Below are 25,065 nucleotides of genomic sequence, written 5' to 3'. Positions count from 1 at the left end.
GGACACGCTGCGGATGGTGCATTGCGCGGTCCGGGTGGCAGAGGCGCTTTTGGGAACGCCCGACGGCGGGACGACCGTGAGTGCCTCTCCTACCCGGGGTGCGTCCCGGCAGCGTGTTAGCCGGCGGGTGGCTCCCGTTACGTCGCTGGAACTTCTCGGGGACAAACCTGCCGCGGTGTTCCGGGACGGCAGTCGGGAGAAAGCGAGGCATGACGTGCACCAAGACGCCGCCGCCCCAGCCAACCAGCTAAGACGACTTTTTTCATCCGCTATCTTGCTCCAGTCGCTGCCGGGTGGATAGAGGTATTCGGCGATTTACCCATCCGGAACGCGATTGCGCCCGAATAGCTGGCATAACCCTTTGGGTTGGCAGTCAGGGACTAACCTGGCCGATCCACAAACACCATCGCACTCAGGAGATAACCATGGCTACATTCACCCACGCAGGTACGGCAACCCGCACCAACGTCCAGAAGGCTTCGATGGCAGTCGGTGCTGTGTTCCTGCTGGTCGGCGTCCTGGGCTTCGTCCCTGGCATCACCAGCAACTATAGCGAGCTGCAGTTCGCCGGCCGCCACTCCGAGGCAATGCTGCTGGGCCTCTTCCAGGTCTCGGCCCTGCACAACATCGTCCACCTCCTCTTCGGCGCAGCCGGACTGCTTCTCGCCCGGAGCGCCACCGGCGCCCGCTCCTTCCTTCTCTACGGCGGAGTCATCTACCTTGTCTTGTTCGTCTACGGCCTGGTGTTCGACCAGGAATCGGCCGCGAACTTCGTCCCGCTGAACGCCTTCGACAACGGACTCCACCTGGTGCTGGGTGCCGGCATGATCGCCCTGGCCTTCATCCTCACCAAGGGCCACAAGGCACGCGCATAAACAGCCGGCCTGAAGTTCAATTCGTGAACGCCCGACGGCGGGACGCACCTTTCGGTGGGCCCCGCCTTCGTTGCGTTTGGGCACCTGCTGAGCGACCGCCCCGATTCACCGTTCTGTCGGCGTCCCCAGGGCTTCCGGAAGTTGTGCCACGGTAGCGACGGTGTAGTCGGGGGCGGTGAAGTAGCCCGGGTAGTTGGCCCCGGTCCGGTTGATCCATGCCGTGCCCAGGCCGGCTTGGGAAGCGCCGTGGATATCCCAGGGGTGCACGGCCACCAGCAGCATCTGCCCCGGGTCCGCCGCGCAGGCAGCCGCCGCGTAGTGGTAGGCAGCCGGTGCCGGCTTCCACGCGGGGGCATCCTCCACCGAAAGCAGCCGCTCGAACTGGTCCCGGATCCCGGCCGGCGCGAAGAGTTTTTCCGCCACCTGGGCCGAGCCGTTGGTCAAAGTGACCAGCCGGTACCCCGCCGTCCGCAAGGCCCGGATTCCTTCGGGCACATCAGGATGCAGCCCCAGTGCAGCCATTCCTCCCAAGACATGCTCCACCGCCCGGTCCACATTGGCATCGATACCCGAACCGGCCAGCAGCCCGCGCAGGACCTCGGCACCGATCTCGGCGAACGTCCCGTTGCCACCGGCAGCGGTCAGGGCGAAGCCGTCGCGCAGCAACGCGGCGAACCAAAGTTTCGCCAGCTGGGCGGGAGCGCCGATTTCGGCGAATCGCTCCCCCATCGGTGACATGTCCGAGAGCGTTTCGTTGACGTCGAAAACGATGACTGACGGTGCGCTGTTCATGGGTTCTCCTTCACCTTCATGGTCCGTTTACGACGAGGCGCAGCAGGAGAGCCGCGAAATTTCCCGATCAGTTTGAGGGTTTTGCGAACTGATCCCCGATATCCACGGCGGAGAAGGACATGGAACCCCGCCAGTGAGGACATTCTCCGCTTGCGCGATGGCGCCGGCAAGAGGGCCTGCCAAGCCCCGACCCATCCGCCGGGCAATGTGTTCCGAATCACTGTGGACCAGAGGGACCGCCTCACTGGCCAAGACCGAGGAGCAAATTGTGAATCGTAAATCAGTGATAACCCTTGGGGGCTCAGCGGTTGTCTTACTTGCCGCCGCCACCCTGGCAGCAGTTCCGGCCCAGGCGCACAACGACCAAAGCGACAGCAAAGACAACGACAAGAACGTCACCCTGACCGCCACACTCACCCAGCTAAACGGCTCCGGAGCCTCCGGCACTGCCACAGCAGTCGTCGGCAACAAAATGGTCAAGCGCATCGAGGTGCATGCCGAGGGCCTAACCCCCGATGCACCGCACGCCCAGCACATCCACTACGGCCAGCAGGCCCTGAATGAGTGCCCCACCCTGGCCCTCGACACCAACCACGACGGACGACTCACCACGGTGGAGGGCATCCCTGCCTACGGCCCGGTGGTCGTGTCCCTGACCACCACCGGCGACACCACCCCGGCAAGCCTCCTGGCGGTGGACCGCTTCCCGGTTGCCAAGGACGGCAGCTATGACTATAAGCGCAAGAACATCAAGTTCACGGACGTCGCCGGGATCGGTGACCCCGACAACGGCGGCATCGGAACGGCCAAGGACATCGCCCAGGCCATCCGCGACGGCGAAGGTGTTGTGGTGATCCACGGCATCGACTACAACGACAACGGCAAGTACGACCTCGGTAAGGTCGGCGCCAGCGAACTCGACCCGAAGCTCCCGGCCGAGGCCACTGATCCCGCAGCCTGCGGCGTCCTGGTGCGCCACTAGGTCGTCGCCGGACAAAGTGGAATCTGTTCAAGAGTCCACTCCTTAAGTACGACGGCGGAAAGTAGGACGGCGGGACCGGTTGCCGAAAGGTGACCGGTCCCGCTTTCGTGCGGTGCTCTGGGAAGCCTTCCTACGAGGCGGCCCAGCCGGCACCGCGACAGCGCCGATAGCAGTCCTTTTCTCGCCCCACAGCAACCCGGGAGCCGCCATGCAGATGCCCAAACCGTCCGACGCCGACAGGGAGCGTTTCTTGTCTGTCCTGCCCCACCATCGGCGTGAAGCTGTCTGAGCAGGACAAGGAACTGCTCGAAAGCACGGAGCGCACGGTTCCGTTCGCCCCGCCGCGCGTCCCATGGGCGGGTACACCGGACTGCCAGGTGGCCCCGACCGACGAGGTCTACTCGGCGATATCCTCTGCCCAGAGGTCCGGGTTGTCGGACTGGAATGTGCGCATCATGTCGACGGAACGCTGATCATCCAGGACCACCACCTCAACCCCGCGTGTCCGCAGGAGCTCCAGCTCGCCGTCGAAGGTGCGTGCTTCACCCACCACCACGCGGGGAATTTTGAACTGGACGATGGTTCCGGCGCACATGGCACACGGGGCGAGTGTGGTGTAGAGCGTGGTGTCCCGGTAGCTCTTCTGCCGCCCGGCGGCGCGGAGCGCCGACATTTCTCCGTGGGCAATCGGATCGGCTTTTTGGACCCGTTCGTTGTGCCCGCTGGCAATGACCACGCCGTCCCGGGCGAGCGCGGCTCCGATGGGGATGCCGCCCTCAGCGAGGCTCTTCCGGGCGGCCTGATAGGCGGCTTCGAATGCGGGATGGGCGGTGCGGTCCAGTTCCGGCGCGGCGGATGCATGCTGCTCGTGGGTCATGCCGTCATTGTCCAATGCGGCTATTCCCAAGACCTGGGCTCGCCAGCGCGCCGCGAGTCGGAGGAGCCCGACGCCGTGCGTTCTAGTGCGCCATCAACCCAAGCGCCGGCGAGAACGGGAAACGCTGCACCAGGCGACGGAGATGGCCGCCCGGCCGTCCATGGCAGTGGAAGGAGACCGGGAATGCTGAGCGCCAACGCGGGGCGCGCGGAGATCTACCACCTCGCCGTCACCACCGGCCTGGCCTCCGTGGAGGAACTGTCCGCCCAGTTCGAGGTGACGGCCTCCACCATCCGCCGCGACCGGGCGCTCCTGAACGGGCAGGGCCGGCTGGCCCGCACGTACGGCGGGGCGATGGCCCTGGGCGCGCACCCGGAGGCGTCGCTGCGGCAGCGCCCCGGCGAGGCGTTTGAGCAGAAGCATGCGATCGCCCGCTGGGCCGCGTCCGTGATCGTGCCCGGGGAGAACATCCTGCTCGACGCCGGCTCCACCGTCGGTGCCCTGGCCCACGAACTGCGCGGGTTTGATCGTTTGTCCGTGACGACGCCGGGCATCAATACGATGCGGAACTGGCCGAGTCCGAGGGCATCGAGGTGGACTGCCTGGGCGGCAGGCTGCGCAGCGTTTCGCAGAGTTTTGTGGGACCGCTGGCCGAGGCAGCCCTGGAGCGGATGAGCTTTGACCGGGTGTCCTGGGCGCCGACGCCGTCACCGCCGAGGACGGCATCTGCGAGGCCGACCACGCCCAGACCCGGCGCAAGGAGCTGATGGCCCGGCGCGGCAATGCTGTGTATGTGCTGGCGGACTCGTCCAAGCTCCGCCTGCGGCCTTTTCACGCGTGGGCACGTTTGGCTTTGCCGTGGACTTTGGTGACGGACGACGGCGCGGACCCTGAGCAGGTGCGGAGGTTCCGGGACGCCGGGGTGGAGGTTGAGGTGGCTGAGGTCGGCGGTTGAGCCCGCCGACGAGGCTGTCCGCTGGTTCCAGTTATCCTTTGCGTTCTTTCAATCGGCCAGCAAAAGATATCGCCTAGGCAGCGGCGTTCTTCCGCTGCCCAGGCGACACTTGCGTCTAACTCAGCTCTGCACAGATGTCCCGCTGGGTACCTGATGTCTTCTCGATGGCTTTGTGCAACGTGCCGAACTTGTCAGAGGTGAACCTGACCAACCCGGTGTAAAGCACGGTGGACGGACCACCAACGTCGACCTTGTCAAACAACAGGACCAGATTTGCGCCCGAAAGCGACCAGTTAATGTCGCCTGTTACAGCGTCCTGGGCAGTCCTGGTAACCGAACCCTTCGTATTGAACGTCACGCTCTCGCGGGTAGTGACATTCGTCACCGTTATGGTCGTCCCGCGGCCAGCAGTAATGGTGTAAATGATGCCATCCCTGAGCCGCGAGTTGCGGACGGCTTGGTTCCCGCCACTTGACTCGACGGTGACGCTAAAGCCGGGGCAAGCCGCATACTCAGGTAGGGGCTCAGGGGCGGGCGGGGCTGCTAGGACCGATTGCGGAACGGTCAGTGCCATTGCTGCCAGCAGGGACGTGAACAGCAGCCGCCACAGAATTTTCCTCATTTTGGGTTCCTCCATTTGCCTCAGGTTCGTGTTTGAGCTGGCGCACCACCAAACTGGGGGAGGAGACCGTCCGCCGTACTAAGTCCGGGTCGTGCCCTGTGCACAGCGCCCCATCGCGCTGTGTAACGTCATTGGCCGGCATCCGGCCCACGCGCCAGCCTACTGAGAACTTCCACCGGATGTAAAGAGACATAAGAACTGGCTGAAATGAAGAATTAGTTAGCGGTTTCCTGGCGTGAATCTGATCTTTCACGCAGTGGATACCCCGGTGAGCAGCCCAAAGTCGATCAGGTAGCGGCGCAGCAGCACCACGTCGTCCGTGTAGCTCAGCAGCCGCTCATTGACCTGCCTCTCGGTGAGGTCCTCCCCGGGCTGGATGGCTTGGTCGACGATCGTGGCCAGGAGCTCGCGCCGATCCGCCGCGCCGGCCGGGTACCTGTCGATCCGGCCAAGGCGCAGGAAACGGTCCACCCCGGTTTTCGGCTGGCGCCTTGGCTGCTGGGACAAGAGCTCGTTGAAGATCGTCTCCGCGGCCTGATAACCGTTGCTTGCCGTCCGGTCCACCAGTCCGGCTTCCAGCAGAATGGCGATTGCCCGGTTACGGCGCTGCTCCTTTGCGTCGGCAAGGACATCTTCACCGAGCACGATCTGCGCGTAAGTGGTCCGGGCATCCCGGTTGGCGAGCGCCGCCATCACCCGTCGCCAGTGCGGTCCACTGTGAGCGGACGGTCCGTTCATTTGCCCCACCTCCAACTGCTGTTCGGAGCCTCCCCGCTAGCGGGACGGGATGACTGCGGCGACCGCTTCGATGGCCGAGCGGGGGCTCGTCAGGACGGGAGTCGCGAGCCCGGTAAGCAGGGCGGCGGCAGGTTCCATACTCGCCTGGGCGAGGACGACGACGTCGCACCGGTTTGAGAGCGTTCGCGCCGCCTCCGCGATGCGGGAGCCGTAGTCGTCCGCATCTCCGCTGAGGAAGGCGCCCCATGCGCCGTCCACCACGCAGACCTCGACAAATATGCCGGGTTCCGCGTCCGCAGCTTCCTCGGCAAGAACGCGTGTTGTCGGCTCCACGGTGCTTGCAAGCGCCGCGAGGACACCGATGCGCGGGCCGAGAGTAACGGCCCGGCGAAGCATCGGCCGGTCGATCCGGATCACTTCGAGACCGTCTCCTGACAGCCCTTCCGCGACCTCGCCGAGCGTTGAGCAGGTGCAGAGGATGACCTCGCATCCGGCCTCCCGGAGTTCCGAAAGGTGGCCGGCTACGACGGCTCGGACGCGCTCCCCTGTTCCGTCCTGTCGGGCAAGCTCCAGAGCTTCGGGATCCACCCGGTGGACCGTGCGAGCAGAGGACATGAACTCCCGGGACAGGGCATCGAACGTAGCCACGTGGACCTGTGCCGTGTGGAGGAAGCCGACTGTGCCCGGACCGTCGGGGCGGAGTTCGATCATGGGGCCTGACTGTAACAGAGCATGCCGCGAAGGCGCCGACCTTGACCCTGGGTCGGTACTTCCGCCGGATATGGAACTACTTGACGGCGTTGAACGCGTTCACGCGGCCGTAGGCCCAGTAGGTCCCCTGGCCGGTCTTCTTCTCGGAGGTCGTTTCGACCTTTGCGCGCACTGAAGTGGCTGTGGCACCGGGAGTGGAACTCCAGACAAGCGCGGCCGTGGCAGCGACGATCGCTGAGGACATCGAGGTGCCATTGCCGACGTCGTACCCCTGGGACCGGTTGTTCGGTTTCTCAAGGGCGAACGGGTGGTTAGGGAACGTTGAGTACACATTCACTCCGGGCGCTGCGACGTCAACCCAGCTGGCTCCGTAGGTTGAGAATGATGCTTTGGCGTCTTTGTTGTCGGTCGCGCCGACGGCAATGACCTTGGCATACGCGCCCGGGTAGATCTTGGCCTGGTTACCGCCGTTGCCTGCTGCGGCCACGAGGACCACACCCTTGCTCCATGCATCGTTGACGGCGGTTTCAAGGGTGCGTGATGCTGGCACACCGATGCTCATGTTGATCACCTTGGCCCCGTTGCTGACGGCCCAGTTGATGCCGTTCGCAACGCTCGATGACGATCCGACTCCGCTGTCGTTGAGGACTTTGCCGGCCAGGATTGTGCAGCCCGGGCACACACCCGCCACGCCCTCCGCATTGTGGGTGGCGGCGACGATGCCTGCCACGTGGGTACCGTGGCCGTAAATGTCTTCATTGGTTGTCGCGCCGCTGAAATTGGCGCGGGCAACAACCTTCGGGTTGATGTCGGGGTTGTCGCTTGCGACACCTGAATCGAGAACAGCAACTTTGATCCCGCTGCCGGTGGTGACGCTCCAGGCTTCGACGGCGTCCACGTCAGCGTCCGGTGTGCCGGCGGCTATCTGTATATCGCCACGCGTGTTGGTAAACGGTTGGCCATCGTTCTGCAGGGAATACTGGCGGCCGAAGTACGGATCGGCTGTGGCGGAGGTAGCTGCCTGGTCCGGCTCGGCGTGTTCCACCTCAGGGTTGCGGCTCAACGCCTCGATGAGCTGCAGCTCCTTGCCGGCTGGCACCGTGATGAGGTGCGCGCCGGTGTCCCCAACATCGGGGCCCGCACTCAGGCCATGCTGGCGCAGCACGCCGGCCGCAGCGCCACTGTCCCGGAACTTGACCAGGATCTGCCCCGCGGCCCGGGATGGATCGGCGGCCGCGTTGCTCATACCCGCTGAGTTGATGCCGCCGAACGCCAACAATGCCGCCGCCAAACCGATCACGATTCTTTTCATGGAGGTCATCTTGCTCCAACCTGCACCAGCTGGAAAGTGCTGCCAGCCGAATCGCCCTACCTAATCACGCAGGTGGCCGATACACAACTGCGGGTGTTGAGTCTGCGCCAAACCGCCCCTTTGATTGAGCTTGTACAGCGCTTGAGATGGGTGCTCGACGTCAACATCCGTACCTCCACAGTGCTGGGAATCGTCGGCGCTGGCGGCATCGGCTTCCTGCTCATGGAGTCCATCCGCACCTTGAACTTCGACGTGGCAGGAACGATCATCCTGATCATCTTCGTCATCGTCTTCGCCATTGAAAGGCTCTCCGCATGGATACGCACACACGTCCGCTGACCGTCTCCGCCCAGGTCTGGACCGGCGGACAGGACTTCTACCCACAGGACCTGCCGGCACCGGAACTCGCCCCCGGCGAAGCACTGGCCAGAATCGACGTGGCGACTGTGTGCGGTTCGGACATGCACACAGTCTCCGGCCGACGGCCCGGGCCCTTCCCCGGGATCCTCGGGCATGAAGCGGTGGGCACCATCGTCGCCACCGGACCGGGCGGAGTCCGTGACCACCGCGGCAGGGAACTCAAGCTGGGAGACAGAGTGGTCTGGAGCGTCACCGTCTCCTGCGGCGAATGCGACCGCTGCGCTGCGGGGATAACGGCCAAGTGCCGGAGCCTGCTCAAGACCGGCCACGAACCGGTCAACGGCGCCTGCGGCCTGTCCGGCGGCTACGCCTCGCACATACACCTGCCCCGCGGCATCACCCTGGTATCGGTACCGGACGGACTCTCCGACCTGGCCGCGGCGCCGTCCGCCTGCGCTACAGCCACCGTCATGGCCGTCCTCGGGGCAGCCGGCCCGCTCCTAGGCCGGCGGGTGCTCGTCAGCGGCGCCGGGATGCTCGGGATCGTCGCCTGCGCCGTGGCCCGTGCCCGCGGTGCTGAGTCAGTCGAGGTCCGCGACCTCAACCCCGAACGCCTGGAACTGGCCCGCCAGTTCGGGCCACCATGGCCACCATGGCGGGTAAGGACCACGGCACTGCCGTATTCGATGTCGCGGTGGAACTCTCCGGTGCGCAGCCCGCTGTCACCTCAGCACTGGCCGCCCTCGATACCGGCGGCCGGCTGGTGCTCGCGGGCTCGGCCTCCCCCGGGCCCGCGGTCGCGATGGACCCGGAGCGCATGGTCCGCTCCCTCCTGACTGTCACGGGCGTGCACAACTACGAACCGGCACACCTTCAGCAGGCCGTGGACTTCCTCATGCAAACCCAGGGCAGCTATGACTGGGACTCACTCGTGGAACCGCCCCAGCCACTCTCAGAACTGGCCGCCCACATGACGCCGCCACAGGGGCGACGCCTCCGGAAATCAGTAGCCGCCAGCCCCGCCTCAAACTGCTAGACGCCGCCCACAGTGGCCGTCCCCAGGAGCCGACTGATGCCTCGAACATCACTTGCCGGTGCGCAGTCCGCGCCTCGTCCGCCAGCATGCAAGGCGCCGATGGAGCAGCACTGACCGCACGTCCATAAATAATATGAGTCCATATATGAGATTCCTTATATCGACTCATATTCTTGAAGCGGCTCATGAAGTGCTTCATTCGATGGCCTGCTGATGGTCCGGTGTTCTCAGGCCGGGGGACGTGGCTGGAAGTGAAGTGTTTCAAGATAGTTTTCGTCGTACTTCTCTTCACGTGGTTCATCATTCGGGAAACCACCGGGAAGTGCGCCCTGGTTCAGGCCATCCAGAAGGACAAGCTCAAGCCCCGGTACTGTGTTTATCGTCGCTGCCTGGACGGTGCCGTTGGCCAGACCCGGTATTTTGGCGTTGGCCATTTCATCAATTCCGGCCACGCCGGCTGCGACCAGGAGAAACGCAGCGACTGCTGCCAGCCCTGGAACAAGAGTTCTTCTCCATACGCTCATACCCTGATCATGGATTCCCCACATGGGAACAGGGCACCGATTACCTATGGAGAGGCTGTGAAAGCCAGTCTGCCCCGGGGCTCATCCATTGACGGACACCGGCCGGGAGATCCACACCGACCTGGCGGATTCCTGGCGCCGTTCCATGGCCCTGGGCATCAGCCCGGACCAGCACAGTCCCCGGCACCTGCACGACGTGGCCGACGTCCTGGGGCTCCGCCGCGAGCACCGGCTGCAGCAGGTCATGCCGGTCCTGCACGACCTGCTGGCCGACGATTCGAGTTCCGGCCGGCACCTGCTGGTGCTGACCGACGCCAGCGGCGAGGTCCTGTGGCGGGTGGGCAGCCCGGACGTCCTGCGGTAGGCGGACCGGCTGGAGTTCTCCGAAGGGGCCGACTGGTCCGAGGCCGGGATCGGCACCAACGCCATCAGCGAGGCGCTGGTCACCGGCCGGCCGGTGCAGCTGTTCGCCGCCGAGCACCTGGTCCGCACCCACCACGAGTGGGCCTGCACGGCGGCGCCCATCATGGACCCTTTGAAGGGTGAACTGCTGGGCGTGCTCGACGTCTCCGGACCGCTGGACACCCTCAGCGCGGACACGCTGCGGATGGTGCGGTGCGCGGTCCGGGTGGGGCAACGCTGTTGGGAACGCCCGACGGCGGGATGGCCGTGGGTGCCGCTTCTCCCGTTCGCGCGTCCCGGCAGGCTGTCCGGCGGCCGGCTGTTGCTGTGGAGTCGCTGGAGCTGCTCGGAGACGCGCCTGCCGCAGTGTTTGCCGATCGGAGCCGCGTGCCGCTTACGCTGCGCCGGGCGGAAATCCTTGCGCTGCTGGATTCACGCGCCCAGGGCTGGACTGCCGACGAGCTGGCCTACGAGCTCTACGGCGACGCGGGCACGCCGCGGGCCATCCGCACCGAGATGTTCCGGGTCCGCTCCATGCTCGGAGACGCCATGGAGTCGAACCCATACCGGTTCGTTGCCGGCCTAACCGGACGCTCGGATTCGGGGCGGGTGCTGCGGCTGCTTCACGAGGGACGGGCGGACGACGCGCTGGAGGCGTACACCGCTCCCCTGCTCAGCCGTTCGGGCGCCCTGGCGGCGCAGCTGCTCCGGGACCAGCTGGACCTTGCAGTCGGCGGTGCGGTCCAGCGGCGATGCTGGTCTGCTTGTCCGCTGGTTGTCCACGGACATGGGGGCCCCGGATGCTGAAGCAGTTGAGGGGCTCGGCCGCCTCGTGGGACAAGGGGACGCGCGGTATTTGTCGTTCCGGGCGGGCATGAGCGACACGGGAAGGGACTTGTTGGGTTAGCCCCGGCGTCCGGTCAGGGGTCAAGCCGCCTGCGCAGGAGGCAGAACTCGATGCCTTCAGGGTCAGCCAGGACGTGCCACTGCTCGCTGCCTGTCTGCCCGACGTCGGCCGGGCGGGCCCCAAGGGCAAGCAAGCGTTCCAGCTCCGCGTCCTGGTCCCGGTCCACCGGGTTGACGTCGATGTGCAGAGGAAGGCGTCCGGCTTGCGGGTTGCTGCTCGGGCTCAGGATGATGGTCGGTTGCGGGCCGCCGAACCCGGCGTCCTGCGGCCCGATCTCGATGGCACCGTCCTCGCGGCCCAGCTCGACGTATCCGAGGACCCCACTCCAGAACAATGCGAGGAGTTCCGGATCGGAGCAGTTGAGGACCAGTTCGCTGATTCGGGAGACCATGAACGCCAGTGTACGACGAGGCCCTAATCGGCGATGTCCTCTGCCCAGAGGTCCGGGTTGTCGGACTGGAAGGTGCGCATCATGTCGACGGAACGCTGATCATCCAGGACCACCACCTCAACCCCGCGTGTCCGCAGGAGCTCCAGCTCGCCGTCGAAGGTGCGCGCTTCACCCACCACCACGCGGGGAATTTTGAACTGGACGATGGTTCCCGCGCACATGGCACACGGGGCGAGTGTGGTGTAGAGCGTGGTGTCCCGGTAGCTCTTCTGCCGCCCGGCGGCGCGGAGCGCCGACATTTCTCCGTGGGCAATCGGATCGGCGTTCTGGACCCGTTCGTTGTGCCCGCTGGCAATGACCACGCCGTCCCGGGCGAGCGCCGCTCCGATGGGGATGCCGCCCTCAGCCAGGCTCTTCCGGGCGGCCTGATAGGCGGCTTCGAATGCCGGGTGGGCGGTGCGGTCCAGTTCCGGCGCGGCGGATGCGTGCAGCTCGTGGGTCATGGCGTCATTGTTGCACGGACTGTTTTCAGGAGCTTGCCGATCCGCGCCAACATGCTCCTGGTTACCCGCGCCCGGATCCGTCTCCCGGCCAGCAGCAGCGGATGGAACGACGACGACGGGACTACCTGCCGCCGTCGTCCTCCGTCAGCGGGGGCGAACGGCAGCCGCTGCCGTAAGGCAGTGCGTTAAGCGGGCGTGCGATCAACCGGCTTCTGCTGCGTCGATTTGCCGGGTGCGGCCCCGTTCTCCTCAAACTTGGTGAGCGTGAAGATCCCGTAGCGCATCGCACCGGTGCGGTAGGCGAGGATCAGGCGGGGAATGCCCAGAAACGAGTTGCGGTTGCGTGCGCCGAGGGCCAGACGGCGTGTCTCGCGGTCGACGAGCAGGGCCTTCACGAGCCGGCGAGCGCAGATGGGCCAGGTGCGGGCGACGCGGCGGCTGACATCCTCGTAGCCGGTGACCGTAAAGCCCGCCGCCATGGCCATCGCCTCGTACTCCTCTCGCGTGCCCATCGAGGGCAGGCGCCCCTCGCGGCAGATCGGCTCGAGCAGATGGCGGACCTTCCAGCCTCGAACACCGGTCTCGGCGAGCCACGCACAGATGACGAAGCGGCCGCCGGGCGCCAGCACGCGGTTCGCCTCGGCGAAGAACCTGGGCTTATCCACCATGTGCTCGCTCGACTCGATCGCCCAGACGGCATCGGCCGAGGCGTCGGACAGCCCGTTGCCGAGCCAGTCGCGGACCTGGACATCGACTCCGGGAACTGGAGGCACGGCGGCGTAGCGGGCCTGCTCAGCGGACAGCGTGAAGCCGGTGACGCGGACCCCACGTGTCACCGCAAGGCGCCGTGCGGTGGAGCCGTAACCGCAGCCGATGTCGACGCACGCCTGGCCGGGCCTGAGGCCCAACCGATCGCCGACGGTGTCCACCAGCGCCTCGACGGCCTCGCCCGGCGTCTCGCGGCCCGTCACCCAGAGGCCGTGATGGACATGCTCCCCCCACACCCGGCGATAGATGGGGTCGAGCTCGTCGTAGTGATTCGCCACCGCCACGGCGTTCTGGGGTATATCGGGGACGATCACGCCACGACCCTACAACGGGCTCCACGCCGCCGGAAGGGTCAACAACCTAGCGCCCCGACCGCTCTGCAGGCGTTAACCCGGCCGTGGGCCCAGTCAGTGCCGATAGCGCCAACTGCGTCGGTGGTGGATTCCACCTTGGCGCGGATGTCAGAGTTGGTGCCGCCGGGGTTGGCGCTGCGGGTGAGCGCGGCGACTGCGGCAACAATCGGTGAGGCCATCGAGGTGCCGCTGCCGATGTCATACCCCTGGGAACGGTCGTACTCCCTGGCGAGGGTGAACCTGTGGTTGGGGAAGGTGGAGTAGACGCTGACCCCCGGCGCTGCCACGTCCACCCACGCGCCATAGGTGGAGAACGACGCTTTCTTGTCGTTGTTGTCCGTTGCCCCCACGGAAATGACATTTGGGTATGCGGCCGGGTAATTCATGCTGGTGTTCCCCCCGTTGCCGGCTGCAGCAACCAGCACCACGCCCGCGTTCCAAGCGTTGTTCACTGCGGTTTCCAGGGTGGTTGACGTACCAACCACCAAGCTCATGTTGATGACTTGCGCACCATTCTTGACTGCCCAGTTGATGCCGTTCGCAAGGCCTGAGCTGGACCCTGCTCCGGTGTCGCTGAGGATTTTTCCGGCCAGGATGGAGCATCCCGGGCATACTCCGGCGACGCCAATGCCGTTGTTGGCGGTTGCCGCGACGATTCCGGCGACGTGTGTTCCGTGGCCGTAGTTGTCGTCGTTGCTTCGCGATGTGGTGAAGTTGGTCCGTGCCACGACCTTCGGGGTGATGTCGGGGTTGTCCATGGCGACGCCGGAATCGAGGACAGCCACCCGTATCCCGGTACCCGTGGTGACGGTCCAGGCTTCGACTGCGTCCACATCGGCGTCCGTGGTCCCCGTGGGAACCGTCACCGTACCGTCAGTGTTCGTAAATGACTGGCCTGTGTTCTGCAGCGCGTACTGGCGCGGGAAGTAGGTGTCCTCTGAGGCCGGAGAGACCACGTAGTCCGGTTCGGCATATTCCACCATCGGGTTCCGGCCCAGGGCTTCGACGAGCTGCAGCTCCTTCCCTGCCGGCACGGTAATCAGGTGCGCGCCGGTGCTGCCGACGTCGGGCCCGTCGGTAAGCCCGTGCGGGCGGAGGACGCCCGCGGCCGCGGCGTTGTCGCGGAACTTGACCAGGATCTGCCCTGCCGTGATGGCGGGGTCCGGCGCGGCATTGCCTGGGACGACACCGCCCACACGGGTGCCAATAACCATGAGAAGGGCGGCGAGACTCGCCAGCACAAGCTTTTTCATGGGCTAATCATCCGCGCAGATGACCCGGCTGGATAGGGGGAAAGTCCCTTGATTTGTTCCCGGCTGCCCGGGCAGTGGCCAGCAGGCAATGTCAGAAGAACGACGGCGGGACTTGCGTCCCGCCGTCGGCCTTCCTTCTCTGCCACCGGCCGCCAGCCCTACGGATGCACCAGCACCTTCACCGCCGTGTCCTTGTGGTTGATGAGGGTGTCGAAGCCCTGCACCAACGAATTTCCCCACTTGACGTCACGCAGGCCTGAACCGCGACGCTACCGCCTCACGCATCTGCGCCACATCAACGTCGCCGGCTGGTTGCTCTGTCAGCACTTTGGTTAGTCGTTTCGGCCAGAGAACGTGAACGCCACGAGTCGAGAACGAGCCCCCGATCAGGGGCCAGTCTGCTTCGACGAAGCACAGAGCCCCGGTGACCGGGACGTCCTCGACGAGGTCGCGCACGACGTCGACCTGTTTGAGGACCCCGTCGACCAGTTTCGTGCAGTCGCGCCGGCCAACGAGGAGCTTCTCGACGCGTGGGCGGAGGATGCCACCTTCGATTTTCAGTTCAGGCCGACCCTTGTACCGTTTGGCATCAATAACCCAAATCCCACCCGGGGTGATGGCGATGTGGTCGATGTTGGCCTTCGATCCGGGGATGCGCCGATCGTGGAGGACAGCCAGGCCGGCCGAGCCCATGGCATTGAGCCGGGCACCGAGGCGTTCCTCACCGATCGCGCCCCGATCCCAGGACTTTGTGTGTTGCCGCTCGTCCGAGAGGGCGACTGCGAGGCCACCGAAGCGACCCCACTTCTCGCGGAGCTTCTCCTCGTCCTTCGCCTTTGGGCGCTCATATTCCCGGCGGGCGGACGACCCGGCTACTCCGGAGTCAGGGGAGAATGACTCGTCATCAGGTGGTTCGAGTTCGGGAGGCTCGGTGGCACATTCCACACAGCGGACGGTCTTCGTCTCGCTTTCGTAGATGGCTACCGTCCCGGCCGCAAGAGACGCGCCGCACACCATGCACGCTCCGGCGTAACGGAGCCTCATCTGCTTCATGAGGATGTCCTTTTGATCACCGGCACGGAAACAGTCTGCTCGGGGTTGAGGGCGGTCTGGCCGCGTCTGCGCTTGGACATGGCTCAATCCTCACCCACGGCGGGAACGTTTCGCGGTGTGCCGCGCGCAGCGGGACTTCTCCAGCAGGAGCAGTTAAACTCGCGGAAAGCTAGCGCGAGTTTAATCAACACTTTTTAGTGACGCAGTTAACGACGCTCTATAGAGCCCGCAAGACCCGGTCAACCTCGAAAACCAGGTACGACGATTACGAGGTAGCCAGAAATTGTTTGCGCCCCACCGTCGGTAGTGACTTAGGTGATTGGATCAGGACACACTGGATCAGCTCGGACTAGGAGGGTGCACCGTCAACAAATGTGACTTGGATTTCCAGAGCGCCGAACATGGCGGTCAGGGCGCCCTTGGTGTTATCGGTAGCTTGTTTCCGTAGCTCCGACGCCTCCGCGGCGGTGGTCATTTTGGTTTCGGCGAGTTTGAAAAATTGCGCCTGCTGGGGCACTTCAATAGCGTCGGCAATCTGATCGAGCACGCCCCGATCCTGGCGGAACACATAAGACCTGTCGTGGTCGATGTTGGGCTTGTCGAGCTGCGACTCCGGAAGAAACACGGTCACCGACTTGCCGTCCGGGGACAGCGTCAGGTCTTTATCCTCGAGGCCAGACAAATCGACGTAGGCGTCGACCTTACCGGCCGCGACAAAGAGAGTCCGCTTTCCGGCGATGATGTCGGGGATTCCCGCGACATCGTCCTCGATATCGAGCACGAGTTCAAAGTTGCCAGCTGCGGCATGGTACCGACTCAGGTCCTGTATCGATTTCAGAAGCACGGGCTGGCTCCGGTCCGTCTGGCTCACTTGGAACGGCTTGAACCCAAACATGTTCATTACACCCGAAAACATGTTTAAGACACCGAGCCCTGTCAGCGTCAGCGCCACGAGGGCGCCAACCAGAACCAGTGCGATGCCTTTAAAGAGCTTGCCGATCATCGGCCCCTCATCCCCGGTGAACGCCTTGGAGCCGTTCCGATTGGTTGCCCGGCCGGCGGCTGCCGGGTGGGCTAATGCAGACCTAGTGTAGCGCTTGTGCTGGACGCGACTGGCGTGTTCGCGCCGGAGCAAAAAGTGTCGTCATCGCTGGCTGACTAATCCCGGGATCAAACGCGCGAACGGTTTTACGAACACGGTGATCCGCACGTCCGCGGATCGCGAAATGCTTCCTCCGCGCGTTCCATTGGACGCTACTCTCCCAGCTCGCAGTCGGTGTCTGCTTGCTGTGCCAGAATGCTCACATGAGCGAAACGACTGAAGTTGGCATTCATGTCTCCGGCGACGCAGCCGTCCTGACAGGTGACCGTGGCCTGGTGGAATCTTTGATGGCAAAGTTGGACATTGACAGCACCCATGTAGACCGATTGGGGCAAGGATCTGCTGACCTCCTGGCCCAGGCAACGGGGGTAGCCGCAGTAGCGGCCGCCATAGATGGTAGCTGGGTGCAACTAACTCCAGAGTCCACCCGCAGGCTTGCGGAACTTGCCCAGTTGAATATGTCCCAAGATGGCTTATTCAGCGGTGTCTTTCGCGGTTCGATGGGACGCATTGATTCGTTTGCGCAGTTCACCACGGGTGGCATGAACCCGGTAGCCATGGCGAACCTGGCCACGTTGACGGCAACGATGGCGTTGAGGCGCGCGGTTGCACAGTTGGAAGAGCTGGCGGAAGCCATGGACGTCAAACTGGATCGGCTGCTGGACGACAACAGAGCCAAGGCTCTGGGCGACGTGCAGGGCCTAACGGTGGTTCTCACCCGCGCGTTCGAGCTTTATGAGGCGACAGGACGAATCAGCGAAACGGCTTGGTCTCAGATTGCCGGTCACGCTACGTCGCTGGCCCAGGCGAGCTCTCATGCTCTGGCCCAGATCGATAACATGACGCAGACGCTCAACACCAAATCCTTGGCAGAAAAGGCCTCTGCTGCGCAAACGATTGCCGCCAAAGAGCTGCGCGCTTGGCTCGTTATCCTTGCCGCAGCCCAGGCAAACCAGCAGCGGCTCGAGACCCTCGAACTTGTGCATGTACGTCAGCACGATCCCGATGCAGTTGAAGCGCATGCTGCTGCCATCCGATCAGCTGCAGCCAATCGATCCACTGCTGTCACTGCCAGGGTTCAGGAGCTGGTTGATGCCTTGACTGCAGCAGCAAATGTGAGTGACTTCAATCGGGTCCGTAGCCCGCAGAAAAGCAAGATGCTGCTGGACTCCGCGGAGCGCGCTGTGGGGTTGATTGCGGTCTTCGCTCAGATCTACGGTCTGGACGGCCTGACTACCGGCGAAGTGGAACGGGAATCCTGGCGCAAGTCCTTCACCGACTTCGCCAAAACCACCGGCAATGTGGTCTCCTCGGGAGCCCGAGCGGTGCCGGTGGGCATCGCGAAGGTTGGTGGGGATGCGGTTATCCGCGTTGCTGGCCAAATAGAGGCGCAGCGAGCCGGCGGCTCGGAAAGAGTGGAGCCCCAAGAGCGTCGCCGTGATGAAGTCGTCACAACTGATTCGCCGAACCGTGACGCCAGCTAAAGGCGGCTGATGCATTCTCATGCGGTACCAATCTCATTTGATGAACGACTGACGATACGGAGGCACCCATGACCGAGAAGGTAAACAAAGCCGCCGCCCTTCTGAAAGACACCAAGGACAAAGCAAGAGCTGGCGGAGCCAAGCTTCGCTCGCTGGCCAAGGATCCGGATACGCAAGCTAAAGCCAAGAAGCTGTTTGAAGACGGTAAGAAGATGTATCGAGCAGCCACGAGCCCCGAGGCCAAGGAGGCCTACCGTCAGGCAGCGGAAATTATGAAGAAGGCGCGGAGGAAATAACACCGAACAAAGTTGAGCAAACGGGCCATCTGGTTGAAGGATAGGGGAAGGCACCGACGATCTGGCGCGGCCCAAGAGCGAGACCGTCAGCCGTGGGCAGCAGGCAGCAGAGAGCTTGTCCCTCTTCATCGCCGGCGACGGCCCGAAGTACGTCCTTGGCGTCGTCGAAGCAGCCCTGCCCTTGCGCCTTCTCCGCTGCGTACGTCGTCCTGAGACCATGCACTTGGGCGGTCAACTGTCCCCTGTTGAATTTTGGTTGTTTCTTCAAATTTCCATCATCCTAATGGACGCCGTACGTGTCGTCTGGGACGAAAGACTGTCCCTCTGTGCGGCTCCGGAACGCCGAATCAGCCAGCTCCCGCACCCGCTTCAGCAACGCCGCAGGGGGCTGTGAAATATCCAGCCTGAACTCCTCCACGGATATGCCCGTGTTGCGGATGCGTCGATGGCGATGGCCGCCGGGACCGGCATACACGAGCCAGGCTTTTGAAACACCGAGCGCCGTGCAGTACGCCAGCATTTGGTAATGGTCTGCGTTTGGTGCGTTCGTCTCGCTCGGTGCTTTGTATTTCGCATCAAAAACCATCGCCGGCGCACCACCCACGGAATGAACAATGTCTACGAACATCCGCACTCGGTCCGTAGTTCTGTACCCAGGCTCGGCTTCGTCCAGATCTGCCGGAAATTGCCCCTCTGTCTCCCCCGCATATGGATCCAACGCCTCGCGCAAAGCCGTGGTCACGAAGTCCTCGAACACTGTAGCCATGTTCACAACAAACGATGCAACCGTCCGGGTGCCAACGCCGGCCTCTGCGGACATGTTGCGCACAACGATGTCCGCCAATCGCAGCCCTGGACCGTAGCGCTCGTTCAATCTGCTCGGAGTCCATACCGGCAATAACGCACCGCACCGTAGCAAGGAGACGCCGTCAAGCTTTGCGTCCAGGTGCGCCAGCCGGCCACGGACATCGGACGCTAGGCGCGGCACCTGCATCATCAACCGCACGGCGGCTCGTAGTATACGGTTCTCGGCAATGTCCACGGTGTAGTCGTCATAAGCGACCTCCAATGGAAGGAGCATCCCTGGCCGGCGAGTCATCTGGTCTCCAACTCGGATGCGTCCGCGGACCGTACGCAGCGCCTCTTCCACGTGAAGGTACCCATGAAGCACACCGCGCTCCAGAGCTCGCTCCGTCTGGCGCGCCAGCGACTCCGCGAGGGCTGCAAACAATTCAGAGTCCTCGACGCCGGCAACGTCTTCCGGGCGGAAGCCCGGGTTTCTCGCGTACCCCAGCAGGAAGAGCAAGCGGCCCAGCCCTACTTTGTGCTTCGGCTTGACCTCCACAAGCAGCCCGCCGACCTGCACGGCACCGACCGTTCCGCAAGGCGCTAGGGTCCATTCACCGCCGTGGGCAGGCGCAACCGTCACGAGACCGGATTCGCCGAGCGTAGCCGCTTCTTCCGAATCCAGCTCAACAGCTTCCGGAAAAGGCTTCAGCTCGTCGAGGACTATGTGGCGGACCATCAGGCCTCGGCTTCGTCCGTTTCGGTGAACAACTGCTCCAGTTCGTCGGGCTGCGCCCCCTCCAACTGGCCGTTCTCTGCGGGACCATCCGCCAAGGAAAGGTCAACGGGCCCCATGTCCAGACCCGCCTTCTTCCGCATTGCTGCCAGCCCGAATTTTTCCCGCACCTTATCTCGATTGAGCCGTCCGAAGTACTGTTCCTCCAGCAAAGGCAGCAGTTCGTATTTCCAGATTTCCTCAATGCCTTCGTCGGTCTCGGCATGGGGCTTCATGAAGTAAGACGGCCCGATCATGAGATCGCGATTGGTGGCCTCGATCTCATTGTTCAGCGCGTTCAAGAGAACTGCGCGCAGCGGTGGTTTACCGTTGGCGGAGAGGAACCTCTCGAGCATTCCGGAAATCATGCCGTCCTGTGGGTGCAGCTCCACGAACGCAAAGCGCCGGCGGATTGCCGCGTCAACCATTGCAATGGACCGGTCCGAGGTATTCATGGTTCCAATGATGAACAGGTTGGGTGGCAATACGAACGTCTGCTGAGGGTTGTACTGCAGGTTGATGCCTTGATCCCGGTATTCAAGCAGGAAGTACAGCTCACCGAAAATCTTTGCCAGGTTGCCACGGTTCATCTCGTCGATGATCAAGAAGTAGGGTTTGTCCCGGTTCCCATCCAGCGATGCCTCCGCCGCAATCCTCCGCAGCGGTCCTGGCTCGAGGCTGAACCCAACGTTATCGCCCTCGGTCTTCGCCGGGCGGTAGCCCTCGAAAAAGTCCTCGTACGCATACGACGGGTGGAACTGCACGGTCTTGACGTGATCACCGTGTTCTTCGCCGGCCAGGAAGCGGGCAATCTTGCCGGCTAGGTATGTCTTGCCTGTGCCTGACGGTCCATAGAACACGATTTGCTGCCGAGTCTGGAGGAGCCGGACGATTTCCTGTAGGTGTTTCTGGTCGACGTGGAGCCTGCCCGCCAGCTCAGCGGTTGCTTCCCGCAGTTGAGGTACGACGGCGGCCTGCGGCTGCGCGATCGGCGCGGTTTCCGACGCACCGTCCTCTGCGATGTCATCCTCGCTGAACCATGCGGCGATAACGGAGAGCCCGTCGGTCAGATCCACAACTGACCCCTGTTCTTCAAGGAGCCGGGGCAGGGGTGCGGGCAAGTCGACGTTGCTGATTGGCTGATTCCGCCAGGCCACGCCGCGCCTCAGCCGTGAGGTCTCATCGTCGACATATTCAGCTTCGCCAGTGACAACTCCAAAGTGCAGTTTGTCCCCGAACGGAGTGAGAACCAGGTCGTCAACATTCATCTGACTGAGGAATCGAAAAAACTCGAACGAGCGAACTTTTCGCTCCGAATAATCAATGTGTTGGTATCCAGAGTTGACCGCACCCTGTACCTGCTCAAAGGTGGATCCGGGCGCCGGTGACCCAAGGTGCTGAGCTCGCGTCGAGACAAACCCTTCGGCGAGCCACTGATCCATCATGGCTATACCGCCCTGATTTTGCCGGACAAGCCAAGCGCGCTGTCCCCCGGTCTGATGCCCCATCCATTCGAAGCTATACGGCTCGTCATACCATTCGATCCTGTGACCATCGCGCTGAGCCATCACTGACTGGATCTGATGTAAGTCCCGAGCGATATCAATATCGGTGTCGCCAGTTCCGCCGCCAATTACAGGCGCAAACGCATTCCGGATCCTAACGCGGTGCCCTCGATTAACAACTGGTTCAGCAAATGACGGCCACACCAAGTACTCGAACGCATACCGGATGGCCTGGACATCCTCATCCAAAGATTGGGTCACTTGCAAAAGTTGCTCCGGATTTTCCAAGAGCTGCTCTGGCCGAATTCCCTGTTGACGGACCGCGACAACAAGACTTGCCAGCCAACCAAGATGTTTCCACTGATACATGTTGAAGCCAGTACCGCCGTGGAATGCTCCCCCGGCACCGAGTCCTTCTTCAATGACGTTTGGAATGCTTTGCTCGTCTCCCAGCCACGACAGAACTGTCCTGATACGGCCGCGCCGCGTTGCAGCTGTGAGGTTAGAGAGAGGCAGAGTCTGCAGCGCAACCAGTTCTGCCGCCAGACGAATAACCCCCGCGGAAGCGCCCGACAGCTGTTGCTCCAATTTGCCTAGAAAGGTCCCAGATCCGAAGTCTGCATTGACGATGACGCGTTGGAAGATCTCTTGGGCGTTCTCCAGCGTCCACGTCGGCTCGCCTCCGCCGAACGGCGACGGCTGCAGAAGAAGGCCGGCATCTATGATGGCGCGTGCAGCCGCCTCCGTCGCTGGATACGGTCCAAATGGCCGAGCCTCAATTGATACGTTCTCCACTTTGTCGCCGCGCCATTCCCGAAAGGCCGCGCTATCGGCGACGCTCCATTCAGAAGTTGGGTCTACATTCATAACGGTCCACAGGAGGCCCTGCGCATCCAGCCGGTCCCGGAGCTTCAGACCATACTCCGGCGCCAAACGAAGGATTTCATCGAGGGCCTCGATAAGAAGCTCGTAGCGCCGGGCGGGTGCCCCGTTCGCTCCCCTGTCCTCCCAGCCGACCAGTTTCAGAAACTTCTTCACGGCGCGGGCGCGGTATGGAGGAAACACCAAAGGATCCCTGGCAAGAAGGAGGATCGATGCGAAGCCTACGATCCCCCCGGCCGAAAACTGCTCGGGATTGTATGGACGCAGCTTTTCCGCGAAGGCATCAATGCGCTGAACCTCGGGCTCACCCGTCCACAACAGATCAATGACCTCACGGAGGTTGTCCGGCTTCGTGCGTCCAAGATCAACAAGGCGCATCATGAAGTATTGGTTCATGAGGTTCGACGACGAGATGTCGCGTCGGAGCGTCTCGAACCACTCCGGATCGTTGCGGAGGTAGCCCTCCCGCGACTTGCGCAGCCGCTCGGCGAGGGTGAGCTTGTAGTTGTACTCCTCGGCGTCCAAATCGACGGTCTTCGCGAATTGCGCCGCAAATTTCATGAAGGTATCCCACGCGCGCTGACTCATGATGGCGCCCCCGTTACCGCTGCTGGCCGAGGCCGAATCTCATTCGCTGCCATCTTTGGACCCCAATCCTTCTCGGCGAAAAGCGCGCTTTCGGTTTACCTGCATAGTGTCAGACATCGCCTGAATAATTGCGCAACGATTTCTCCCAACCCAAGTTGTACAGCATTTCCATATCCGTTCACCGTTAATGACACAGCGCTGGCTGTGCGCAGACCTGAGCCGTTTAGGACCGCGCCCGGACCGGGCCTGCGAATACCTGTGCGAGTAAAGGCAAGACAGCTACGTGCTCTGCGGCGGCAACCCGCTCGACCACGCCGGTCTGGAGACCCGTCAGCGTGGCCCAGTGCCGGCATTGCGCCGCGCCCACGGACTGGTCAGCTCCTCGTCCTAGTTCCCTTGCTGGGTCGGGCCAGAACTCATAGAGCCCCACCGAACCAGCGATCCATGCCCTTGTTACCGCGCGTGGATGCACCATCGGCACGGCGAGAAATGCTTGTGATCGGCTGGAAAAGCACGGATGCTGATCCATAGGTGACCTGTCGACCGATAAGATCGTGTCCCATGACCTTCGTGCAATCGGACCCGCCTTCTTCTGACGCTCAAATGGTGGATCTCTTCGCCGGTCCTGGTGGATTGGATGTCGCTGCACACTGGCTGGGATTGTCCGTGGCCGGCATCGAATGGGACGAGAATGCCTGCGCAACCAGGCGCAGCGCTGGCCTGGAAACCGTCCAAGGTGACGTTCGGGAGCACGGGCCGGCCGAGTTTCCACATGCGACGATCCTCACCGGGGGGCCTCCGTGTCAGACGTACACCGTCGCCGGGGCAGGTGCTGGCCGCAAGGCCCTGAACCAGGTCCTGTCCTTTATTGAGCGGATGGTCGATGGGGACGACATCACCGATGAGCTAGCCGCTTTAGAAGATGAACGAACCGGGCTGGTGTTGCAGCCGCTGCGATGGGCGCTGGAGGCCCATCAAGCGGGGAACCCCTACAAGGTGATCGTCTTGGAGCAGGTGCCAGCGGTCCTGCCGGTATGGCAGGCCATGGCGACGGTCCTGGAGACACTCGGTTACGAGACTGTGACCGGCGTACTCCACGCCGAAGAGTACGGAGTCCCGCAGACCCGCCGCCGCGCGATCCTAATCGCGAGCCGAGATGTCGTACCTGCCCTTCCTGTCCCTACGCACCAGCAGTTCAGGAGAAGAAAAGTCCAAGCGTCCGCCGAACAACGCGCTTTGCTTCCGTGCCAGAGCATCGGCGAGACCCTCGACCGGCTAGGGCCTTTCGAGCTGGTCTCCAATTACGGAACCGGCGGCGATCCGAAAGCCCGTGGTCGGCGCACTTCGAAGGAACCAGCTTTCACGGTCACCGGGAAAGTCTCTCGAAATCGCTTGTTCTCAAACGGGGCCGAACTCGATCGACTCAAAGTTTCAGAAGCGGGCCGTCTGCAGACGTTCCCCGCTAACTACCCATGGTCGGGAAAGGACGTCTCCCAGCAGATCGGTAACGCTATTCCACCCCGTCTCGCCGCACACGTCCTGGCAGCAGCCCTAGGGCTAGAACTCGCCCCGGAATTCTTCGACGCGATGACTAGAACCCCTTGGGTTGCCATCGACAGCGAGACCATACAATCAGCGCACACCGGGCATTCCCTCGGCTGTCCCGCGCCCGGAGAGGAAGAGGACTTCGACCGGACCCCAGATCCGAGCCCCGATGCGAGGGAGGAGCGGGGAGCTGATGAGGGTCGCTATGAACAGCGCTGGCGGCCTCTTGCCGCCACGCATTCAGGCGTCCTCTGAGGATGAGCCTCGATCGACGGACTGCGGTCAGCCCTCGCGAACACGGCCCAGCCCGTGGACGGAGCGAATACTGATGGCAGCAACGGGTGGGGGATGTGAGGGACCGGTCCAAATCAGATCCCAAGACTGCGGATCCGTCGGCGGCCAGCCGAAGCTTCGCTGTGGAGGCACTGCTTCATAGCAACGGTCGAGGAATTTGCGGGGCAGGCTATCTGGTCGAGGCTTCAGGGGTTCCCGGACGATCGGCTATGGGTTGGGTCCAAGACGGCGATTGCCAAACAGATTGGCAACGCAGTGCCGACTGCATTGGGAAGGGCCATAGCTGCCCAGCTAGTCCAACATTTGTAGCCGTATTGACGCCACAAACGTGCCGGTAGCGAAACCTTCAACTAAATGTCGCCTTTGGATGGTAGATATTATCTGAAGACTTCGG

The 25,065-nt window shown here is 63.2% G+C and carries 26 protein-coding genes and 2 pseudogenes; 13 read left to right on the top strand and 15 right to left on the bottom strand.

Annotation, left to right across the window (positions count from 1 at the left end; translation table 11 throughout):
* The first annotated feature begins 425 nt into the window (after positions 1–425).
* On the top strand, positions 426–875 hold the full coding sequence (locus AC1MCD_RS05295; RefSeq protein WP_498676521.1) for a DUF4383 domain-containing protein: 450 nt from the start codon (positions 426–428) through the stop codon (positions 873–875).
* A gap of 105 nt (positions 876–980) precedes the next feature.
* Here the strand turns inward: AC1MCD_RS05295 and AC1MCD_RS05290 are convergent, their stop codons facing one another.
* Positions 981–1,667, bottom strand: a complete 687-nt coding sequence (locus AC1MCD_RS05290; protein ID WP_498676517.1) for a haloacid dehalogenase type II — start codon at positions 1,665–1,667, stop codon at positions 981–983.
* Between the two features lie 268 nt (positions 1,668–1,935).
* On the opposite strand from AC1MCD_RS05290, the gene AC1MCD_RS05285 reads away from it, so the two are divergent.
* Positions 1,936–2,649 carry a hypothetical protein gene (locus AC1MCD_RS05285; protein WP_498676515.1) on the top strand — a complete coding sequence of 238 codons (714 nt, stop codon included), beginning with the start codon at positions 1,936–1,938 and terminating at the stop codon, positions 2,647–2,649.
* 397 nt (positions 2,650–3,046) lie between these two features.
* On the opposite strand, the gene AC1MCD_RS05280 is transcribed toward AC1MCD_RS05285, so the two are convergent.
* Positions 3,047–3,526, bottom strand: a complete 480-nt coding sequence (locus AC1MCD_RS05280; protein ID WP_498676514.1) for a nucleoside deaminase — start codon at positions 3,524–3,526, stop codon at positions 3,047–3,049.
* A 183-nt stretch (positions 3,527–3,709) separates the two neighbouring features.
* Between AC1MCD_RS05280 and AC1MCD_RS05275 the strand changes: the two are divergent.
* Positions 3,710–4,481 (top strand): annotated as a pseudogene (locus AC1MCD_RS05275) (DeoR/GlpR family DNA-binding transcription regulator).
* A 115-nt stretch (positions 4,482–4,596) separates the two neighbouring features.
* Here AC1MCD_RS05275 and AC1MCD_RS05270 read toward each other — a convergent pair.
* From AC1MCD_RS05270 to AC1MCD_RS05255, 4 genes are all read right to left on the bottom strand, one after another.
* Positions 4,597–5,103 carry a hypothetical protein gene (locus AC1MCD_RS05270; protein ID WP_498676513.1) on the bottom strand — a complete coding sequence of 169 codons (507 nt, stop codon included), beginning with the start codon at positions 5,101–5,103 and terminating at the stop codon, positions 4,597–4,599.
* 249 nt (positions 5,104–5,352) lie between these two features.
* Positions 5,353–5,841, bottom strand: coding sequence for a DUF2087 domain-containing protein (locus AC1MCD_RS05265; protein WP_498676511.1), 489 nt, complete (start codon positions 5,839–5,841; stop codon positions 5,353–5,355).
* Positions 5,842–5,877: 36 nt separating this feature from the next.
* Positions 5,878–6,552 (bottom strand): hypothetical protein, encoded by a 675-nt coding sequence (locus tag AC1MCD_RS05260; RefSeq protein ID WP_498676509.1) that lies wholly within the window; start codon positions 6,550–6,552, stop codon positions 5,878–5,880.
* A gap of 76 nt (positions 6,553–6,628) precedes the next feature.
* Positions 6,629–7,864 (bottom strand): S8 family serine peptidase, encoded by a 1,236-nt coding sequence (locus AC1MCD_RS05255; RefSeq protein ID WP_498676505.1) that lies wholly within the window; start codon positions 7,862–7,864, stop codon positions 6,629–6,631.
* Positions 7,865–7,984: 120 nt separating this feature from the next.
* Here AC1MCD_RS05255 and AC1MCD_RS05250 point away from each other — a divergent pair, with 120 nt between their 5' ends.
* Genes AC1MCD_RS05250 through AC1MCD_RS05240 form a run of 3 tightly spaced genes read left to right on the top strand, consistent with a single transcriptional unit; the run spans position 7,985 to position 9,260 of the window.
* Positions 7,985–8,203 (top strand): PhnE/PtxC family ABC transporter permease, encoded by a 219-nt coding sequence (locus AC1MCD_RS05250; RefSeq protein WP_498676503.1) that lies wholly within the window; start codon positions 7,985–7,987, stop codon positions 8,201–8,203.
* The gene (locus AC1MCD_RS05245) at positions 8,179–9,060 is read left to right on the top strand and encodes an alcohol dehydrogenase catalytic domain-containing protein (RefSeq protein WP_498676501.1); all 882 of its coding nucleotides are present in this window, start codon (positions 8,179–8,181) and stop codon (positions 9,058–9,060) included. Before AC1MCD_RS05250 ends, AC1MCD_RS05245 begins: the two co-directional genes overlap by 25 nt.
* Positions 8,958–9,260: a hypothetical protein gene (locus tag AC1MCD_RS05240; RefSeq protein WP_498678191.1), complete on the top strand. Its 303-nt coding sequence runs from the start codon at positions 8,958–8,960 to the stop codon at positions 9,258–9,260. The genes AC1MCD_RS05245 and AC1MCD_RS05240 overlap by 103 nt, the downstream gene beginning before the upstream one ends.
* Before the next feature lie 227 nt (positions 9,261–9,487).
* Here the strand turns inward: AC1MCD_RS05240 and AC1MCD_RS05235 are convergent, their stop codons facing one another.
* Positions 9,488–9,784 carry a hypothetical protein gene (locus AC1MCD_RS05235; protein WP_498676499.1) on the bottom strand — a complete coding sequence of 99 codons (297 nt, stop codon included), beginning with the start codon at positions 9,782–9,784 and terminating at the stop codon, positions 9,488–9,490.
* 88 nt (positions 9,785–9,872) lie between these two features.
* Here AC1MCD_RS05235 and AC1MCD_RS05230 point away from each other — a divergent pair, with 88 nt between their 5' ends.
* The 3 genes and pseudogenes from AC1MCD_RS05230 (at position 9,873) to AC1MCD_RS05220 (ending at position 10,993) form a co-directional block, all read left to right on the top strand.
* Positions 9,873–10,148 carry a hypothetical protein gene (locus AC1MCD_RS05230; RefSeq protein WP_498676497.1) on the top strand — a complete coding sequence of 92 codons (276 nt, stop codon included), beginning with the start codon at positions 9,873–9,875 and terminating at the stop codon, positions 10,146–10,148.
* A gap of 9 nt (positions 10,149–10,157) precedes the next feature.
* A pseudogene (locus AC1MCD_RS05225) lies at positions 10,158–10,343 on the top strand (GAF domain-containing protein); the annotation flags it as partial.
* Positions 10,344–10,399: 56 nt separating this feature from the next.
* On the top strand, positions 10,400–10,993 hold the full coding sequence (locus tag AC1MCD_RS05220; protein WP_498676496.1) for a helix-turn-helix domain-containing protein: 594 nt from the start codon (positions 10,400–10,402) through the stop codon (positions 10,991–10,993).
* A 113-nt stretch (positions 10,994–11,106) separates the two neighbouring features.
* On the opposite strand, the gene AC1MCD_RS05215 is transcribed toward AC1MCD_RS05220, so the two are convergent.
* The 6 genes from AC1MCD_RS05215 to AC1MCD_RS05190 all read right to left on the bottom strand — a co-directional run bounded on the left by AC1MCD_RS05215 (position 11,107) and on the right by AC1MCD_RS05190 (position 16,417).
* Positions 11,107–11,484, bottom strand: a complete 378-nt coding sequence (locus tag AC1MCD_RS05215; protein WP_498676494.1) for a VOC family protein — start codon at positions 11,482–11,484, stop codon at positions 11,107–11,109.
* Positions 11,485–11,507: 23 nt separating this feature from the next.
* On the bottom strand, positions 11,508–11,987 hold the full coding sequence (locus AC1MCD_RS05210) for a nucleoside deaminase (RefSeq protein ID WP_498676492.1): 480 nt from the start codon (positions 11,985–11,987) through the stop codon (positions 11,508–11,510).
* A 185-nt stretch (positions 11,988–12,172) separates the two neighbouring features.
* A complete protein-coding gene (locus AC1MCD_RS05205) occupies positions 12,173–13,069 on the bottom strand; it encodes a class I SAM-dependent methyltransferase (RefSeq protein WP_498676490.1) in 897 nt (298 codons plus the stop codon).
* A 38-nt stretch (positions 13,070–13,107) separates the two neighbouring features.
* On the bottom strand, positions 13,108–14,361 hold the full coding sequence (locus AC1MCD_RS05200) for a S8 family serine peptidase (protein ID WP_498676488.1): 1,254 nt from the start codon (positions 14,359–14,361) through the stop codon (positions 13,108–13,110).
* A 246-nt stretch (positions 14,362–14,607) separates the two neighbouring features.
* Positions 14,608–15,414 (bottom strand): nuclease-related domain-containing protein, encoded by an 807-nt coding sequence (locus AC1MCD_RS05195; RefSeq protein WP_498676486.1) that lies wholly within the window; start codon positions 15,412–15,414, stop codon positions 14,608–14,610.
* Between the two features lie 349 nt (positions 15,415–15,763).
* Positions 15,764–16,417 (bottom strand): DUF4230 domain-containing protein, encoded by a 654-nt coding sequence (locus AC1MCD_RS05190; protein WP_498676484.1) that lies wholly within the window; start codon positions 16,415–16,417, stop codon positions 15,764–15,766.
* A 302-nt stretch (positions 16,418–16,719) separates the two neighbouring features.
* On the opposite strand from AC1MCD_RS05190, the gene AC1MCD_RS05185 reads away from it, so the two are divergent.
* Together AC1MCD_RS05185 and AC1MCD_RS05180 are read left to right on the top strand one after the other, a co-directional pair.
* Positions 16,720–18,000: a hypothetical protein gene (locus AC1MCD_RS05185; protein ID WP_498676482.1), complete on the top strand. Its 1,281-nt coding sequence runs from the start codon at positions 16,720–16,722 to the stop codon at positions 17,998–18,000.
* 68 nt (positions 18,001–18,068) lie between these two features.
* Positions 18,069–18,296 carry a hypothetical protein gene (locus tag AC1MCD_RS05180; RefSeq protein WP_498676479.1) on the top strand — a complete coding sequence of 76 codons (228 nt, stop codon included), beginning with the start codon at positions 18,069–18,071 and terminating at the stop codon, positions 18,294–18,296.
* A gap of 280 nt (positions 18,297–18,576) precedes the next feature.
* Here AC1MCD_RS05180 and AC1MCD_RS05175 read toward each other — a convergent pair whose 3' ends face one another.
* Both AC1MCD_RS05175 and AC1MCD_RS05170 read right to left on the bottom strand, forming a co-directional pair.
* Positions 18,577–19,821 carry an McrC family protein gene (locus AC1MCD_RS05175; protein WP_498676477.1) on the bottom strand — a complete coding sequence of 415 codons (1,245 nt, stop codon included), beginning with the start codon at positions 19,819–19,821 and terminating at the stop codon, positions 18,577–18,579.
* The gene (locus tag AC1MCD_RS05170) at positions 19,821–22,832 is read right to left on the bottom strand and encodes an McrB family protein (protein WP_498676475.1); all 3,012 of its coding nucleotides are present in this window, start codon (positions 22,830–22,832) and stop codon (positions 19,821–19,823) included. Before AC1MCD_RS05170 ends, AC1MCD_RS05175 begins: the two co-directional genes overlap by 1 nt.
* Before the next feature lie 561 nt (positions 22,833–23,393).
* On the opposite strand from AC1MCD_RS05170, the gene AC1MCD_RS05165 reads away from it, so the two are divergent.
* Together AC1MCD_RS05165 and AC1MCD_RS05160 are read left to right on the top strand one after the other, a co-directional pair.
* Positions 23,394–24,632: a DNA cytosine methyltransferase gene (locus AC1MCD_RS05165; RefSeq protein ID WP_498676473.1), complete on the top strand. Its 1,239-nt coding sequence runs from the start codon at positions 23,394–23,396 to the stop codon at positions 24,630–24,632.
* Positions 24,633–24,749: 117 nt separating this feature from the next.
* Positions 24,750–24,980 carry a DNA cytosine methyltransferase gene (locus AC1MCD_RS05160; RefSeq protein WP_498678189.1) on the top strand — a complete coding sequence of 77 codons (231 nt, stop codon included), beginning with the start codon at positions 24,750–24,752 and terminating at the stop codon, positions 24,978–24,980.
* The last annotated feature ends 85 nt before the right edge of the window (positions 24,981–25,065 follow it).

Source organism: Arthrobacter sp. BF1, from assembly GCF_056680215.1.
Note: the sequence above shows the minus strand (reverse complement) of the source record. Positions and strands in the feature narration are given on the sequence as shown.